This window comes from Pseudomonas sp. BS3767 (genome assembly GCF_900099665.1).
Classification (GTDB): domain Bacteria; phylum Pseudomonadota; class Gammaproteobacteria; order Pseudomonadales; family Pseudomonadaceae; genus Aquipseudomonas; species Aquipseudomonas cerasi.
Window position 1 is genome coordinate 437,297 of record NZ_FNCX01000001.1, and the last position, 19,972, is coordinate 457,268.

General features: G+C 61.3%; 1 protein-coding gene (only partly in view). It reads left to right on the top strand.

Annotated elements, in window-relative coordinates:
- Nucleotides 1-19,972, top strand: partial view of a syringopeptin non-ribosomal peptide synthetase SypA gene (gene sypA, locus BLR16_RS01655; RefSeq protein ID WP_074807769.1) — the 5' portion only. 5,735 nt of this gene lie beyond the right edge of the window; the window shows 19,972 of its 25,707 coding nt (coding positions 1-19,972); its start codon is at nucleotides 1-3; its stop codon lies beyond the right edge, outside the window.

A 19,972-nucleotide genomic window follows, 5' to 3' on the forward strand; every position in this document is an offset into this window, starting at 1 on the left:
ATGGCATTTGTCCTGACCGCTGCCCAACGCAATATCTGGCTGGACCAGATGACCCAGGGCGACTCGCCGCTATACAACATCGGCGGCTACGTGGAGATCGAAGGCCCCTTCGATTCCGGGATATTCCAGCGAGCCGTGGACCTGTTGATCGAGAAGCATGATGCGCTGCGCATGGTCCTGCTCGAAGAGCGGGACGAGGAAGGCGTGCCGATGCAGACCTTCGCCACGAGCATGCCGATGCTTGTGACACCGTTTGACCTGCAAGGGCGGGACGACCCGCGTCAGGCAGCCGAACACTGGATGCAGACTCAGCTTGAACAACCGTTCAAGCTGGAAGGTGGACCACTGTTCCGAGTGCATTTGCTCAAGCTCGAAGCACAGCGTTTCTACTTCGTGATTCATGCCCACCACATTGCGCTCGATGGCTGGGGCATCGACCGGCTCTGTGCGTCCGTCAGTGAGCTTTACAGCGTATTGCACGATCAACGTGTGCCCGATCTGGCGGCACCGTCCTATGTCGATTTCATCAAGGACGACCGCCAGTATCGCGAGTCGCCACGCTTTGCTCTCGATCAGGCCTATTGGCTGGACAAATACCGCGACATCCCCGATCCATTGCTGGCGCCACGTCACCAGGCTCGGATTCAGCACCCGGCGACGAGCCGCAGCGGCCACCTCAGCTACGGCATGGACCGTGGCCTGGAGCAGCAGATCGAGGAGCTGGCCCTGCGACTGAACGCCTCGTCGTTCCACGTTCATCTGGCAGTGCTGTACGTGTACTTCACCCGCGCCTGTCAGCGTGATGAACTGGTCATCGGCTTGCCGATTCTCAACCGTTCCACTGCCAGCTACAAAAAGACCCTGGGGCTTTTTACCCAGCTCAGTTCAGTGCGTCTGAAATTCAGTCCCGACCTGACGTTCGCTGAACTGGTCCAGGGCATCTGTCGGGCAGTCAAGCAGGATTACCGCCACCAGCGGTTTCCGGTCAGCGACCTTAACAGCTTGCTGGAATTGCGCCGTGCCGAGCGTACGCAATTGTTCGACCTGACGTTTTCTTATGAGCGCCAAAACCAACTGCTTCGCTTCGGTCAGGCAAGCGCCCGCGCCTTCAAGTGTTCAAACAACCACGAGCAGACACCGCTGGCCATCCACCTGCGCAGCAACGCTTGCGACACTGAATCGCGGCTGCACTACATCTACAACGAGGCCTATTTTCAGCACGACGAGATCGTCCCGCTTGCCGAGCGCTTGCAGCAAGTCACGGAGCAGGGGCTGGCGAACGAACAACTGCCAGTGCATGAGTTCTCGCTGATCAGCAAGACCGACGCCTTGCAGATTCAGACGTGGAATGCCGGTCAGCCACATTCCGCCGAGTACCTGACGATCCACCAGCAGTTTGAAGCCCGCGCCGCAGAGCGACCAGACGCCGTCGCGCTGATGTTCGAAGGGCAGACCCTGAGCTACGGTGGACTCAACGCGCGTGCCAACAAGGTCGCGCATCGTTTGCTGGCACAGGGTGTACGCCCGGACGATCGTGTAGCGATCTGCGTCGAACGCGGCCCGGCAATGATTATCGGCTTGCTGGGGATCCTCAAATCCGGCGCCGGTTACGTGCCACTGGACCCTGCTTACCCGCTCGAGCGTCTGGCCTACACACTCGGCGACAGTGCGCCGGTAGCATTGTTGAGCCAGCAATCAGTACAACAGGCGTTGCCGGTGTCGGATGTGCCGCTGATCTATCTCGACGATGTCGACTTGCAGGATGAACGCGCCTGCAATCCGCAAGTAGCGGTCAAACCCAGCGACCTTGCCTACGTCATCTACACCTCCGGCTCCACCGGCCTGCCCAAGGGTGTGATGGTCGAGCATCGCAACGTTGCACGACTGTTCTCGGCCACCCGGGACTGGTTCGGTTTCAATGAACAGGATATTTGGGCGCTGTTCCACTCGTTTGCCTTCGACTTCTCAGTCTGGGAAATCTGGGGCGCGCTGCTGCACGGCGGACGTCTGCTGATCGTGCCGCAACTGGTCAGCCGTTCGCCTGAAGACTTCCACGACCTGCTGTGCAGTGCAGGTGTTACGGTGCTCAACCAGACGCCGAGTGCGTTTCGCCAATTGATTGCGGCCCAGGGAGAAAAGGAACAGGCACATTCGCTGCGCCAGGTAATTTTCGGCGGTGAAGCACTGGATACGGCGATGCTCAAGCCGTGGTACGCACGCAGCGTGAACGCTGACACGCAACTGGTGAACATGTACGGCATTACCGAAACCACCGTGCACGTCACCTACTATCCGTTGCAGCCTGAAGACGCCCAGCGCGTGGGCGCCAGCCCGATTGGCAAGCGCATCCCCGACCTGCAACTTTATTTGCTCGATGCCTATGGCCATCCGCTGCCACCGGGTGCGGTGGGCGAGTTGTACGTCGGCGGGGCAGGCGTGGCCCGTGGCTACCTCAATCGCGACGAATTGAACGCGACGCGCTTTCTCGATGATCCATTTGCTTCGGAACCGGGCGCGCGGATGTACCGCTCTGGCGATCTGGGTCGCTGGTTGCCGGACGGCAGCCTGGAATACCTGGGCCGCAACGACGAGCAGGTAAAGATTCGCGGTTTCCGTATCGAGCTGGGCGAGATCGAAGCTCAATTGAGCGCCTGCCAAGGCGTGCGCGAAGCTGTGGTCGTGGTGCGTGAAGACGAACCGGGCGACAAGCGTCTGGTGGCGTATGTCATCGGCACAGCAGACCTGGAACCCGACGCTACCTATTTGCGTGAACAGCTGCGCCTGTCGCTCGCCGAGCACATGCTGCCAAGCGCTTTTGTCAGTCTGCAGGCGTTCCCGCTGACCGCCAATGGCAAGCTCGACCGCAAGGCACTGCCGCTGCCCTCGGCCGAAGCTTATGCCCGGCGTCAATACGAGGCACCGCAAGGGCTGACGGAAACCCGCCTGGCCGGGTTGTGGACCGAGTTGCTGGGCGTCGAGCAGGTAGGCCGCCATGACCAGTTCTTCGAGCTGGGTGGGCATTCGATGCTCGCGGTGAAACTGATCGAACGCATGCGCGACATCGGTCTGAATGCCGACGTGCGCGTGCTGTTCGGCCAGCCAACCCTGGCCTCGCTGGCGGCAGCCAGCGGCAAGGTCACAGAGGTGCAGGCGCCCACCAATAAGATTCCCGCCTATTGCCGGCACATTACCCCGGACATGCTGCCTCTGGCCGCGCTCACCCAGGCCCAGATCGACCGGGTGGTCGCCAGCGTGCCGGGCGGTGTGAGTAATGTGCAGGATATCTATGGGCTGGTGCCGTTGCAGGAAGGCATCCTCTATCACCATTTGGCGAATGAGGAGGGTGATCCATACCTGTTGCAGGCCTTGTTGCGAGTCGATAGCTTCGAGCAACTGCTGGACTTTACGGAAGCCTTGCAGCAAGTCATCGATCGTCACGACATTCTGCGCACGGCTGTGGCCTGGGAAGAACTCGACGAGCCGGTGCAGGTGGTCTGGCGTCAGGCACGACTGCGGGTCGAGGCGTTTTTACCGCACCCGGATCAAGGTGATGTTGCGGCCCAGTTGCAGGCACAGTTCGATCCACGGCGGATACGCATGGACCTGCATCAGGCCCCGATGATGCGCCTGCACTACGCCGAAGATCCCGTCGACCAAAGCTGGGTTGCGGTGCTGCTTTTCCATCACCTGATCGACGACGCCACATCGCTGGCCTTGCTGGGCGCAGAGATCGATGCGTTCAGACAGGGGCGCGGCGAACATCTGCCCGCGTCGGTGCCGTATCGGAATCATGTGGCTCAGGCGCGATTGAGCGTAAGCCGCGAGGAGCATGAGGCGTTTTTCCGCGACATGCTCGCAGATGTTGACGAGCCGACCCTGCCATTTGGCCTGCAAGACGTGCAAGGCGACGGCAGCGGAGTCGACGAAGCGCTATTGCCGGTTGAGCCGAAACTGGCCGGACGTCTGCGCGCCCATGCGCGGCGCCTGGGCGTCAGTAATGCCAGCCTGCATCACCTCGCCTGTGCCCAGGTGGTCGGGCGCCTGTCGGGGCGTCAGGATGTGGTGTTCGGTACCGTGTTGATGGGCCGCCTGCTCAGTGGTCAAGGCGCCGAGCGGGCCTTGGGCATGTTTATCAATACCTTGCCATTGCGCGTCGCTGCCGGAGAGCAGGGCATTGAGGCTGCAGTGCGCACCACTCACGCCCGGTTGGCGGCGTTGGTCAGTCATGAGCATGCACCGTTGTCACTGGCCCAGGGATGCAGCGGCGTAGCAGCACCGACACCGTTATTCAGTGCGCTGATGAACTACCGCCATGTCGCGGTCGGCGCCCAGACACCCCAAGAGGCTGGGCAGACCAGACTCTGGGGCGGTGTCGAGGTACTCGGCGGTGAAGAGCGCACCAACTACCCACTGTCGTTATCGGTAGACGACCTCGGCGAATCCTTCGGTCTGACCGTTCAGGCGGTGGCCGGAATCGATGCCCGGCGCATCTGCGGTTACATGCACACGGTGCTGGAACAACTGGCCGACGCGCTGGACAACCGGCCCGATGCTGCCTTGCACAGCCTCGACTGGCTGCCCGCGCACGAGCGTCGCCAATTGCTGGAAGATTTCAACGCGTTCGATAGCGCCTACCCGCAAGACCTTTTGCTGCACCAGTTGTTCGAAGCTCAGGCAGCTGCGCAGCCCGATTCGGTGGCGGTCACCTACGAAGGCCAGCGCCTGAGTTACGCCGAGCTCAATCAGTGGGCCAACCAGATTGCCCACCGGTTGATCGCTGCAGGCGTTGGTGCTGATGACCGCGTAGCGATCTGTGTGGAACGCAGTCTGGAAATGATCGCCGGCCTGGTGGGCATTCTCAAGGCCGGCGCAGGCTACGTGCCACTCGACCCTTCTTACCCTGAAGAACGTCTGGCCTACATGCTTGAGGACAGCGCACCGAAAATGCTGCTGACCCAACGTGGTTTGCGCGAGCGCTTTGCGCAGGCCGCCATGCCGGTGTTGCTGCTGGAAGCTGAGGCCCGCGCCGAGAGCGGTATCGACCGCGCGCCGGCAACCAACCCGCAGCTCGCAGGGCTTGGCGCGCAGCACCTGGCGTACCTGATCTACACCTCGGGCTCTACCGGTCAGCCAAAAGGCGTGGCCATGCCCCATGCGCCGCTGGTCAACCTGATGCACTGGCAGATCGCCCAGTCTGTCGAGGACCGTCGCCCGAGGCAACGTACCTTGCAGTTCGCAGCACTGGGTTTTGATGTGGCCTTTCAGGAAATCTTCAGCACCTTGTGCGCAGGTGGCGAGCTGTCGCTGATCCACGCTGATACTCGTCTGAATTTCCGCCGCCTGTTCGAGCATATCTGCGAGCAGCGTATCGAACGCCTGTACATGCCGTGTATTGCCCTGCAGGCATTGGCCGAGGCCGTGGTTGACGAGCCTGAACAGCCTGAGTGCCTGTTGCAGGACGTGATCACTGCGGGTGAACAACTGCGAATCACCGAACCGATGCGGCAGTTATTCGCCCGTCTGAGCGATGCCCGCCTGCATAATCACTACGGCCCGACCGAGTCCCACGTGGTCACGGCGCTGACTCTCGATGGCGATCCACAGGCCTGGCCGACCTTGCCAAGCATCGGCCAGCCGGTGGCCAATACCCGCATCTACCTGCTCGACGAACACATGCGCCCGGTGCCGGTGGGCGTCGCGGGTGAACTGTACATCGGTGGCGCAGCTGTCGCCCGTGGCTACCTGAACCGCGATGACCTGAGCGCCGAACGCTTTATCGCTGATCCGTTTGCGAGCAACTATGTCGGCAACCCACACGCGCGCCTGTATAAGACCGGCGACCTTGCCTGCTGGCAGGCGGACGGCAGGATTGTTTACCTGGGCCGTAACGACGATCAGATCAAGGTGCGTGGTTTTCGTATCGAACTGGGGGAAATCGAGGCACGCCTTGGTCAATATCCAGGCCTGCGCGATACGGCAGTGCTGGCCCGCGAGGACGTTCCAGGTGAAAAGCGCCTGGTGGCGTATTTCAGCGTGCAGGCCGGCCAGGTTGTGCCCCAGACCGACCAGATGCGCCTGCATTTACAGGCTCTGCTGCCTGACTACATGGTCCCGGCAGCCTATGTACACCTGGAAAAACTGCCGGTGTCGCCCAATGGCAAACTGGATCGTCGTGCGTTGCCACAGCCATTGGCCGATGCTTTCGCCAGTCGCGACTATCAGGCGCCGCTTGGCGACACCGAGACCACGCTGGCCGCACTATGGTGCGAAGTACTGAGTGTGGAGCGGGTCGGTCGGCAGGACCATTTCTTCGAACTGGGCGGTCATTCGCTGCTGGCGGTGAAGCTGATCGAGCGCATGCGCCAGGCTGGCCTGAGTGCCGATGTGCGCGTGCTGTTCGGCCAACCGACCCTTGCCGCACTCGCGGCGGCCGTAGGCGGCGGCATCGAGATCGAGGTGCCCGCCAACGGCATCCCCGAGGGCTGCAGGCACATCACCCCGGACATGCTGACCCTCACAGCACTGGACCAGGCGAGTATCGAGCGTATTGTCGCCGGCGTTCCCGGTGGCGCAGCGAACGTGCAGGACATCTACCCGCTGGCGCCGTTGCAGGAAGGCATTCTTTACCATCATATTGCTGCCGAACAGGGCGACCCGTATCTGCTGCAAGCGACCTTCGCCCTGCGCGACCCGGCACACGTACGACGCTTTGCCGAAGGCTTGCAGGCGATGATCGATCGCCATGACATCCTGCGCACGGCGCTGGTCTGGGAAGATCTGGAGCAACCGCTGCAAGTCGCTCTGCGCCGGGTCGAGCTGTCGATGGAGCAGATCACCCTGGCCCCGGACGGCGGCGATATCGTCGCTCAGTTGCAGAACCGTTTTGATCCGCGCGAGTGCCGCCTCGATCTCAGGCAGGCCCCGCTGATTCACCTGGCCTTCGCCGAGGACTCTGAGAACCAGCGCTGGGTGGCGATCCTGCTTTTCCACCATATTGCCCTCGACCACACCGCGCTGGACGTGATGAGCGCAGAAATGCTCGCTCACTTGCAAGGTACCGCAGCGCAACTGCCGGCGGCGATGCCTTACCGGAATTACGTGGGTCAGGCCCGTCTGGGCGTGAGTCGCGAGCAACACGAAGCGTTTTTCCGCGAGATGCTTGGTGATGTCGATGAACCGACCCTGCCGTTCGGCCTGCTTGAGGTTCAGGGTGATGGGCAGGGCGTCAAGGAGGTTCGCCATGATCTTCCGGCTGATCTGTGTCAACGTCTACGCACTCAGGCTCGGCAACTGGGGGTGAGTGCAGCAAGCCTGCACCACCTGGCCTGGGCACGAGTGCTGAGCGCCGCTAGTGGACGTGAAGACGTGGTCTTCGGCACCGTGTTGCTGGGACGCATGCAAGGCGGCCTGGGCGCCGACCGCGCGCTGGGGATGTTCATCAATACCTTGCCGCTGCGGGTCGATGTCGGTAGCGGCGGCGTACGTCAGGCCGTGCGTCTGACCCATAACCGCTTGACTGCATTACTCGGCCACGAACATGCACCATTGGTGCTGGCTCAACGTTGCAGTGCGGTTTCCGCAACGTCGCCGCTGTTCAGCGCGCTGCTCAACTACCGCCATAGCCCGGCGCGCGAAGCCAGCGGTGGCGAGCGGTGGGCGGATGCTCAGGTGCTCGGCGTCCGCGAACGGACCAACTACCCGTTGAGTCTGTCGGTGGACGATCAAGGCGAAGGCTTCCTGTTGAGCGTGCAGGTTGCAGCCGGTTTCGATGGCCAGCGGGTCTGCGATTACATGCAGACCGCCTTGAGTCATCTGATCGAGGCCCTTGAATCCGCACCGGATTCAGCCGTGTGCGACCTGCCGGTTGTGCCGGAAACCGAGCGCCAGCAGCTGCTGGTGGCGTTCAACGACACCGCGCGGGATTACCCGCAGCAACAGACGGTGCATGGCCTGTTCGAAGCTCAGGTGCGGGCGTACCCCGAAGCTTGCGCGGCAATCCACGATGGTGTTGCCGTGAGCTACGCCGAACTCAACACCCGGGCCAATCGCCTGGCGCGGCATCTGCTGGGGCTCGGTGTGCAGCCGGGTGACAGCGTGGCGATCCTGCTGGAACGCAGCCACGATTTGCTCGCCAGTCAGCTGGCAGTGCTCAAATGCGCGGCGGTGTACGTGCCGCTGGACGTCAACGCGCCTGTAGAGCGACAGGCGTTCATGGTCGAGGACAGCCAGGCGCGTGTCCTGCTGACTCGTAGCCACGTATCGCTGACGAGTGGTGCACAGCGTATCGATCTCGACGATTTGACCCTGGACGACCTGAAAGACACTGATCTGGCATTGCCGCAGTCCAGCGAAAGTGTCGCCTACATTATGTACACCTCTGGTTCGACGGGTGTTCCGAAAGGTGTACTGGTGCCGCACCGGGCCATCAGCAGGCTGGTGATCAACAACGGTTATGCCGACTTCAATGCTCAGGATCGCGTAGCGTTTGCCTCCAACCCGGCGTTTGACGCCAGCACCCTGGATGTCTGGGCGCCGCTGCTCAATGGTGGATGTGTGGTGGTGATCGGGCAGCACGACTTGCTCTCGCCGCTGAATTTCCAGCGCCTGCTGCTGGAACAAGCCGTAACCGTGCTGTGGATGACCGCCGGATTGTTCCATCAATACGCCTCGGGTCTGGGCGAGGCCTTTTCGCGCCTGCGCTACCTGATTGTCGGCGGTGATGTGCTGGACCCTGCCGTTATTGGCCGGGTACTGGCGAACAATGCGCCGCAACATCTGCTCAACGGTTATGGCCCGACCGAGGCGACGACCTTCTCCGCCACCTACGAGATTGTGTCAGTCGGCAATGGCTCGATCCCTATCGGCAAACCGGTGGGCAACACTTGCCTGTATGTGCTCGACAGCCAAGGCCAGCCAGTGCCTTTGGGCGTGCCCGGCGAGCTGTATATTGGTGGACAGGGTGTCGCCAGGGGGTATTTGAACCGTGATGAACTGACTCTTGAGAAGTTCGTCGCCGACCCGTTTGACAGCGCCCCACAGGCTCGCCTGTACCGCACTGGCGACCTGGTTCGCTGGCGCGCAGATGGCAATCTGGAATACCTGGGTCGTAATGACGATCAGGTGAAAATCCGTGGTTTCCGCGTTGAACTGGGTGAAATCGAAGCACGCCTGGCCGAGCACTCGGATATTCGTGAAGCCGTGGTGCTGTGCCGTCAGGATGAGCCTGGCGACAAGCGTCTGGTCGCTTATGTCACGGCGCAGCAGCCTGAAACTGCACCGGACATCGAACACCTGCGTAACCATCTGCAAGGGTTGTTACCGGACTATATGGTACCGGCAGCCTACGTGCAGCTCGATGCGCTGCCGCTGACCGCCAACGGCAAGCTCGACCGCAAGGCCCTGCCAGCGCCGGACGCACAGTCGCTGATCAGCCATGGTTACGAAGCACCGCAAGGCGAGCTCGAAACCCTGCTGGCCTCAATCTGGGCAGACGTACTCAAGGTCGAGCAGGTGGGTCGCCATGATCACTTCTTCGAACTGGGTGGCCACTCGCTGCTGGCAGTGACGCTGATCGAGCGGATGCGTCAGGTCGGCCTGAGTGCCGACGTTCGCGTGCTGTTCAGCCAGCCGACCGTGGCGGCGCTGGCAGCTGCGGTCGGTGGTGGCACGGAAGTCGTGGTGCCGGCCAATCTGATTCCCGAACATTGTGAATACATCACCCCTGAACTGTTGCCGCTGATCAGCCTGAGCCAAATGCAGATCGATCAGATAGCTGCCAGCGTGTCGGGTGGCATGGCGAATGTGCAGGATATCTATCCATTGGCGCCTCTGCAGGCAGGGATTCTCTACCACCACATCAGTACAGAAGGGGGCGACCCCTACACCTTGAAAGCGCTGTTCGAGATATCTGACCGGACACGACTGGACGCTTTCAGCGGCGCCTTGCAAGGCGTGATCAACCGGCACGATATCCTGCGCACCGCCGTGCTGTGGGAGGGTCTCGCCGAGCCGGTGCAAGTGGTGCTGCGCAGAGCCGAACTGCAAGTCACCGAGCTGCTCCTCGACCCGGCAGACGGCCCGGTTGATGAGCAATTGCACGAGCGCTTCGATCCCCGGCATTACCGCCTCGATGTGCGTCACGCGCCCCTGATGCGCATTGTCTTCAGCCATGATCCGCTCAACGGCCGCTGGCTGGCGATGTTGCTGTTTCATCACATGGCCATCGACCATGTGGCACTGGAAGTGTTGAAGCATGAAATACAGAGCGGGTTGCTCGGCGAGGCCGATGCCTTGGCAGCGTCGGTGCCGGTGCCGTACCGCAACTACGTGGCCCAGGCACGCCTGGGTGTCAGCCAGGCCAGTCACGAAACATTCTTCCGCAAGATGCTTGGCGACATCGAAGAACCGACCCTGCCGTTCGGCCTGCAGGATGTGCAGGGCGACGGTCGTGATATCGAAGGAGCCAGCCTGACGCTGGACGCCCGGCTGGATCAGCGCCTGCGGGCTCAGGCAAGGCAGCAGGGTGTAAGTGCCGCCAGCCTGGTGCATCTGGCCTGGGGCCAGGTGTTGGGCAATGTATCGAGCAAGTGTGACGTGGTGTTCGGCACGGTATTGATGGGCCGTATGCAGAGTGGTGAGGGCGCTGACCGCGCCATGGGCATGTTCATTAACACGTTGCCACTGCGCGTGGATGTTGGTGCGATAACAGTGGTCGAGGGATTAAAAACGACTCACGAACGACTGACTGCCTTGCTCGGCCACGAGCATGCACCGCTGGTGCTCGCCCAGCGGTGCAGTGGTGTGGCCGCGCCACTGCCATTGTTTAGCGCTTTGCTCAACTACCGCCACAGTGCGCCTGGCAGCGTTTCAGAACGGACCGCCCAGGCCTGGGAGGGTATTTATGCCCTGAACAGCGAAGAACGCACCAACTATCCATTGACGTTGAACGTCGATGACCTGGGTGAGGGGTTCAGCCTCACGGCGTTGGTCACTTCGTCAATCGGCGCCAAACGCGTCTGCAATTACATGCAGATGGCGCTGGAAACCCTGGTAACGGCGCTGGAGCAGACACCACAAGCCTCCTTACAAGAGTTGTCGATCCTGCCTGCCGAGGAGCGCGAGCAGTTGCTGGTGGGGTTCAATAACACCGCGCTGGATTATCCGCACCAACAGACCATTCACGGGATGTTCGAAGTGCAGGTCGAGCGCACGCCGGATGCTGTAGCAGTGGTTCACGGTGAACAGCGCCTTAGCTATCGCCAACTCAACGAGCAAGCCAACCGCCTGGCCCATGCCCTTCGTAAACAGGGAGTGCAACCGGATTCGCGAGTCGGGATCTGTGTCGAACGAGGCGTGGAAATGGTCGTCGCGTTGCTGGCGATTCTCAAGGCGGGCGGCGGTTATGTGCCGCTCGACCCGGCTTATCCAGCGGAACGTATTGCTTATATGTTGCAGGACAGCGCTCCGGCAGCCGTGCTGGCTCACACCGCTACTCAGGGCTTGCTGGCCGATATTTCGATGCCCGTCATCAATTTTGACCTGAGCGATTGGCAGGACGAATCCGTCCAGAATCCGCAGGTGGCGGGGCTGACTTCGGCGCACCTGGCCTACCTGATCTACACCTCGGGCTCCACCGGTCTGCCGAAAGGCGTGATGATCGAGCACCGCAACACCGTTAACTTCCTGACCTGGGCGCACAAAGCCTTTGACGCTTCTGTGCTGGAAAAAACACTGTTTGCCACCTCGCTGAACTTCGACCTCGCCGTCTACGAGTGCCTTGCGCCACTCACCTCGGGCGGCAGGATCGAGGTGGTTAAAAATATTCTGGAACTGCAACACGGCGAACATGATATCGGCCTGATCAACACCGTGCCGTCGGCGCTCAAGGCCTTGCTGGATGTAGAAGGACTGCCGACGTCGGTCCACACCGTGAATGTGGCCGGGGAGGCCCTCAAGCGCAGTCTGGTGGAAAACCTGTTCGAAAAAACCGGCGTGCAGCGCCTGTGCAACCTTTATGGCCCGTCGGAAACCACCACGTACTCAAGCTGGGTAGCGATGGATCGCGAAGACGGTTTCGCTCCTCATATCGGCAAACCGGTTGGCAATACGCAGTTTTACCTGCTGGACGAACGGCAACAGCCCGTCCCCCTGGGCGTTGCGGGCGAGATCTACATCGGCGGCGCCGGTGTAGCGCGGGGCTACCTGAACCGTGACGAACTGACCGCCGAACGCTTCCTGCAGGATCGGTTCAGCCAGCGACCAGCGGCACGCATGTACCGTACCGGCGATCTTGGCCGGTATCTGCCAGACGGCAACATCGAATACCTGGGCCGTAACGATGACCAGGTGAAACTTCGCGGTTTCCGCATTGAGCTGAGCGAAATCGAGGCCGTTCTGGCCACACACCCTGCGGTACACGAAGTAGCGCTGCTGGTGCGACAGGACGCAGGAGAGAAACGCCTGGTGGCCTATTTCACTGTGCATGAGGCTCAGCGAACACTGGAAATAGAGACACTGCGCAGCCATCTGCAAACCCGCCTGCCGGACTATATGGTGCCCGCAGCCTATGTGCGCCTCGATGCACTACCGCTGACAACCAACGGCAAACTTGACCGTAAAGCGCTGCCCGAACCGGATGCGCAGGCATTGATCAGCCGTGGCTACGAAGCGCCGCAAGGTGAAGTGGAAAACCTGCTGGCGACGATCTGGGCCGAAGTGCTCCAGGTTGAGCAAGTCGGTCGACATGACCATTTCTTTGAGTTGGGCGGGCATTCGCTGCTGGCCGTCAGCCTGATCGAACGTATGCGCCAGGCCGGCTTGAGCGCAGACGTTCGCGTACTGTTCAGCCAGCCGACCCTCGCCGCGCTGGCTGCGGCCGTGGGCGGCGGCGCAAGTGACGTAACAGTCCCCGAAAATGCTATCCCCGACGACTGCATGCGCATTACGCCGGAGATGCTGCCGCTGGCCGATCTCGATCAGGCCGCCATTGACCTCATTGTCGCCAGCGTGCCAGGCGGTGCGGCGAATGTGCAGGATATCTACCCGCTGGCGCCGCTGCAGGAAGGCATTCTCTATCACCATCTGGCCGCCGAGGTCGGCGACCCCTATGTGTTACAGACGCAGTTCGCCTTTGCTGACCGCGAGCGTCTGAACGCCTTTGTCGATGCCTTGCAAAGTGTGATCGACCGTCACGACATCTTGCGCACTGCGGTGCTTTGGCAAGGTCTGGCAACACCGATGCAGGTGGTCTGTCGTCAGGCTCTGCTGTTTCTGGAGCAGGTCGAACTCGATCCGGCCGATGGCCAGGTCATGGATCAGTTGCAACAGCGCTTCGACCCTCGTCACTCAAGGCTAGACATGAGCCAGGCACCGCTGTTGCAACTGTCCTTCGCCGAAGACCAGCCCAACCAGCGTTGGGTGGCGATATTGCTGTTCCATCACATGGTTCTCGACCACAAATCGATGGACGTTGTGCTTAATGACATGCAAGCCCGGCTACTCGGCAAAGCGGACCAGCTCGACGCCGCGATACCGTATCGCAACTATGTGACCCAAGCCCGTCTGGGCATGAGCCGCGAAGCTCATGAAGCGTTTTTCCGCGAGCTGCTGGGGGACATTGACGAGCCGACGCTGCCGTTCGGCCTGCTGGATGTGCAGGGTGATGGCCACGACATTGAAGACAGCAACCTGATTCTGGACCGTCGGCTCACTCTGCGCCTGCGCGCTCAGGCACGGCAATTGGGGGTAAGCGTCGCGAGTCTGGTGCACCTGGCGTGGGCTCAGGTATTGGGCAAGGTGTCGAGCAAGCGCACGGTGGTATTCGGCACCGTGTTGATGGGCCGTATGCAAAGTGGCGAAGGCGCCGAACGGGCGTTGGGCATGTTCATCAATACCTTGCCGTTACGCGTCGATATGGCGGGGCAGAGCGCTCGCGGCGGAGTGCGGGCGACTCATGCCCGCCTGACCGCGTTGCTTGGCCACGAACACGCGCCGTTGGTGCTGGCGCAGCGTTGCAGCGGTGTGGCAGCGCCCTTACCCCTGTTCAGCGCGCTGATCAACTACCGCCACAGCGGCGTGACCGAACCCTCCGATGAGTCGATCGAGGCCTGGCGCGGTATCGACATGCTCAGCAGCGGGGAAAGGACCAACTATCCGTTGACCTTGAACGTCGATGACCGGGGTGACAGCTTAAGAATGTCGGTGCTGGTGACCGGCAAGGTTGGCGCCGGACGTGTCTGCGGCTATATGCAGACCGCACTGAAAAATCTGCTTATCGCGCTGGAACAATCACCAGACACTGCCCTCGATAGCCTGCCGATCCTGCCGGCCGACGAGTGTGAGCAGTTGCTGCTGGGGTTCAACGACACGGCGCTGGACTATCCGCAACAGCAGACCATCCATGGCCTGTTTGAAGCGCAAGCCGAGCGCACACCGGACGCGCTGGCAGTGATTCACGGCGAACAGCGCTTGACCTATCGCGAGCTGAACGAGCAGGCCAACCGCCTGGCCCATGCCTTGCGCAAGCAGGGTGTGCAGCCGGATTCCAGAGTCGGTATCTGTGTAGAACGCAGCGCAGAAATGGTCGTCGGTTTGCTGGCGATTCTCAAAGCGGGCGGCGGCTATGTGCCGCTCGATCCGGCTTACCCGGCAGAACGTATTGCCTACATGCTGCAGGACAGCGCTCCGGCAGCCGTTCTGGCTCAAACCGCTACTCAGGGCCTGCTGGCCGACGTTTCGGTGCCTGTGATCAATCTTGATCTGAGCGATTGGCAGGACCAATCCGTCCAGAATCCGCAGGTACCTGGGCTGACCTCAGCGCATCTGGCGTACCTGATCTACACCTCGGGTTCGACCGGCTTGCCGAAAGGCGTGATGATCGAACACCGTAACACCGTGAACTTCCTGAGCTGGGCACACACGGCTTTTGACGGGTCGGCACTGGAAAAAACGCTGTTCTCCACCTCGCTGAACTTCGACCTCGCCGTCTACGAGTGCTTTGCGCCACTGACCTCGGGCGGCAGCATCGAAGTCGTCAAAAACGTGCTGGAACTGCAACACGGCGAGCACGATATCGGCCTGATCAACACCGTACCGTCGGCGCTTAAAGCACTGCTGGACGTTGAGGGGCTGCCGGCCACGGTTCACACGGTGAACGTGGCCGGTGAAGCGCTCAAGCGCAGTCTGGTAGAAAACCTGTTCGAAAAAACAGGCGTGCAGCGCCTGTGCAACCTCTACGGTCCTTCGGAAACCACCACCTATTCAAGCTGGGTGGCGATGGATCGCGAAGACGGCTTCGCTCCGCACATTGGTAAACCGGTCGGTAACACCCAGTTTTACCTGCTGGATGAGCAACAGCAGCCTGTTCCACTGGGTGTTGCGGGTGAGATCTACATCGGCGGAGCCGGTGTGGCGCGGGGTTATTTGAACCGTGACGACCTCACTGCCGAACGCTTCCTCAAGGACCCGTTCAGCCAAAACCCAGCGGCACGCATGTACCGCACTGGCGACTTGGGTCGCTATCTGCCAGACGGCAATATCGAATACCTGGGCCGTAACGATGATCAGGTGAAGATCCGTGGCTTCCGTATCGAACTGGGCGAGATCGATGCGCGTCTGGCTAAACACCCGGCCGTCCATGAAGCGGTGGTGACGGCTCGCGAAGACATTCCCGGCGACAAGCGTCTGGTGGCCTATTACACCTTGGCGGCCGGGCACACCGTAGTGGACATCGACAGCCTGCGCAGTCATTTGCAGCAACGGTTGCCGGAGTACATGGTTCCAGCCATTTACGTGATGCTGGATAAGCTGCCGCTGACCCCCAACGGCAAGCTGGATCGCAAAGCACTGCCAGCACCCGACAGTGACTCGCTGATCAGCCGTGGCTACGAAGCGCCGCAGGGCGAAACAGAAACGCAGATCGCGGTTATCTGGCAAGAATTGCTGGGCGTCGAGCAGGTCGGTCGTCACGACAACTTCTTCGAACTGGGCGGTCACTCGCTGCTGGCAGTCAGTTTCATAGGTCATATGCGCCAGTCAGGCCTGAGCGTCGACGTGCGTGCGCTGTTCGGCCAGCCCACGCTGGCCGCACTGGCCGCAGCAATCGGTGGTAGCACTGAGATAGTGGTGCCGGCCAATCTCATTAATGACGATTGCCAGCAAATTACGCCTGAGCTGCTGCCGTTGATCAACCTGACGCAGGTGCAGATCGATCAAGTCCTAGCCACCGTGCCGGGCGGCGTGGCCAATGTGCAGGACATCTACCCGCTGGCGCCGTTGCAGGAAGGTATTCTCTATCACCACCTGTCAGCCGAAACCGGCGACCCCTATGTGTTGCAGACTCAGTTCGTCTTTGACGACCGCGAACGCATGGACGCCTTTGTTCACGCACTGCAAACAGTTATCGACCGCCACGATATCCTGCGCACCAGCGTGGTGTGGCAAGGTCTCGACTCCCCGGTCCAGGTGGTCTGGCGTCAAGCCCGGTTGCACCTTGAAGCGCTTGAACTGGATCCGGCAAACGGTGGTATCGCGGAGCAATTGCACAGCCGTTTCGACCCGCGTCACTACCGTCTGGACATCGGTCAGGCTCCCTTGATGCGCGTAGCCTATGCCGCAGATCCGCTCAACCAGCGGATTTGCGCGATGTTGCTGTTCCATCACATGGCCCTGGACCACGCCGCGCTGGAAGTGGTGAAGCACGAAATACAGAGCTGTCTGCTTGACGAGGCCGAAGCCTTGGCAGCGTCGGTGCCCGTGCCATACCGCAACTATGTGGCCCAGGCACGCCTGGGTGTCAGCCAGGCAGATCACGAAACGTTCTTCCGCGACATGCTGGGCGATATCGACGAGCCGACGCTGCCGTTCGGCCTGGGGAATGTGCAGGGCGACGGTCGTGATATTGAAGAAGCCAGCCTGGTGCTGGACGCCCAACTGAATCTGCGCCTGCGAGCTCAGGCCCGGCAACAGGGTGTGAGTGCCGCCAGCCTGGTGCATCTGGCCTGGGCCCAGGTGCTGGGCAATTTGTCGGACAAGCGCGACGTAGTGTTCGGCACAGTGTTGATGGGCCGGATGCAGAGCAGTGAGGGCGCCGACCGTGCCTTGGGCATGTTCATCAATACGTTGCCCCTGCGCGTGGACGTCGGTGCGATAACAGTGTTCGAGGGTTTAAAAGCGACTCACGAGCGACTGACGGCATTACTCGGTCACGAGCATGCGCCGCTGGTGCTCGCCCAGCGTTGCAGTGGCGTGGCCGCGCCGCTGCCATTGTTCAATGCGCTACTCAACTACCGCCACAGTGCGGTTGGCAACGTCTCCGAGCGGGACACCCAGGCCTGGCAGGGTATCCATGCCCTGAGCAGTGAAGAGCGAACCAACTATCCGTTGATTGTGAACGTCGATGACCTGGGTACGGGTTTCAGGCTGAATGTGCAGGCTGTGACCGGTATTGATGCGCGGCGCATCTGCGCCTACATGCAGACCACCTTGAGCCACTTGGTCAAAGCCCTTGAATTCGCGGCGGATTCGGTGGTGTGCGATCTGCCGGTAGTGCCGGAAGCCGAACGGCAGCAACTGCTGGTGGCGTTCAACGACACCACGCGGGATTACCCACAGCAGCAGACCGTGCAGAGTCTGTTCGAAGCCCAGGTACGGGCGTGCCCCAAAGCTTGCGCTGCAATCCACGATGGCGTGGCCATGAGCTATGCCGAACTCAACACCCGGGCCAATCGCCTGGCGCGGCATCTGCTGGGGCTCGGTGTGCAGCCGGGTGACAGCGTAGCGATCCTGCTGGAACGCAGCCTCGACCTGCTCGCCAGCCAGCTGGCGGTGCTCAAGTGCTCGGCGGTGTACGTGCCGCTGGACATCAATGCACCGGTCGAACGTCAGACGTTCATGATCGAAGACAGTCAGGCGCGTGTTCTGCTGACCCATAGCCAGATGTCGCTGACGACCGCTGCGCAGCGTGTTGACCTCGACAATCTGACGCTGGACGGCCTGAAAGACACTGATCTGGCATTGCCGCAGTCCAGCGAAAGTGTCGCGTACATCATGTACACCTCCGGCTCGACGGGCACCCCGAAAGGTGTGCTGGTGCCGCATCGCGCCATCAGCCGTCTGGTGATCAACAACGGTTACGCCGATTTCAATGCTCAGGATCGCGTAGCGTTTGCCTCCAACCCGGCGTTTGATGCCAGTACGCTGGATGTCTGGGCACCGTTGCTCAATGGCGGTTGCGTGGTGGTGATCGGGCAGAATGACTTGCTGTCCCCGCGCGATTTCCAGCGCCTGTTGCTGGAGCAATCGGTAACCGTGCTGTGGATGACCGCAGGGCTGTTCCATCAATACGCTTCGGGGCTGGGCGAAGCGTTTTCACGTCTGCGCTACCTGATCGTCGGCGGCGATGTGCTGGACCCTGCCGTTATAAACAGAGTGCTGGCGAACAATCCTCCACACCATCTGCTCAATGGCTATGGCCCGACCGAGGCGACGACCTTTTCCGCGACCTACGAGATTACGTCGGTCGGCGATGGCTCGATCCCTATCGGCAAACCGGTGGGTAATAGCCGCCTGTATGTGCTCGATGGCCAAGGCCAACCGGTGCCGTTGGGCGTGCCCGGCGAGCTGTATATCGGCGGGCAGGGCGTTGCCAAGGGCTATTTGAATCGTGCCGAATTGAGCGCCACGCAGTTTGTCGTCGACCCGTTCAGCCCTTCTGAACATGCACTGATGTACCGCACCGGCGATCTGGTGCGCTGGCGTGCCGACGGCAACCTGGAATACCTGGGTCGCAATGACGATCAAGTGAAAATCCGCGGTTTCCGTGTTGAACTGGGTGAGATCGAAGTGCGCCTGGCCGAACACGCCGATGTAAGCGAGACCGTGGTGCTATGCCGTCAGGATGTGCCTGGTGACAAGCGTCTGGTGGCCTATGTCACGGCGCGACAGCCTGAAACCGTGCTCGACATTGAGTCTCTGCGCAGCCACCTGCAAGGCACATTGCCGGAGTACATGGTGCCCGCGGCCTACGTGCAGCTCGATGCGCTGCCGCTGACCGCCAATGGCAAGCTCGACCGCAAGGCCCTGCCAGTGCCGGATGCGCAATCGCTGATCAGTCGTGGTTACGAAGCACCGCAAGGCGAAGTCGAAGTGGCGCTGGCCGAGATCTGGGCCGAGGTGCTGCAGGTCGAGCGGATTGGCCGTAACGACAACTTCTTTGATCTCGGCGGGCACTCCCTGCTGGCCATGCGCATGGTGTCTCAAGTGCGCCTGCAACTGGGCGTGGAATTGCCGCTGGGCGAGCTGTTCGCCCGCGGTGAACTGGCAGCGGTGGCCGCAGCGCTGGGTGGCGTGGCGCGCAGTGAGCTGACAGCGATCCTGCCGGTGAAGCGTGATCAGCCAATGCCATTGTCCTTCGCCCAGCAACGGTTGTGGTTCCTGGCACAGATGGACGGCGGTAACCAAGCCTATAACATCCCGATGGCGCTGAGCCTTGAGGGTACTCTCGACGTCACCGCCCTGACGCGAGCCTTGGCACGCATCGTCGAACGCCATGAAACCTTGCGTAGCCGATTCGTGAGCCGCGAAGGCGCTGCGCAGGTGCTGTTCGCGCCTACCTGCGCAGACGCCACACTGTCTGTCGAAGACATTCGCCATGTGCCCCATCGCCTGCAAGAGGCTATTCGGGTCGAGGCGGTCGCACCGTTCAATCTGGCTGACGGCCCACTGATTCGCGCTCATCTGCTGCATGTGGCCGACGACCGTCATGTGCTGCTGCTGACTGTGCACCATATCGTCGCCGATGGCTGGTCGATGGGTGTGCTGAGCCAGGAGCTGCTGGCGCTGTACCCGGCGTTCTGTCAGGGACAGCCCGACCCACTGCCGCCGCTGGCGATCCAGTACACCGATTACGCAGTATGGCAACGTCGCTGGCTATCGGGCGAGCGTCTGCAGCACCAGGCGGCCTACTGGCGTCAGG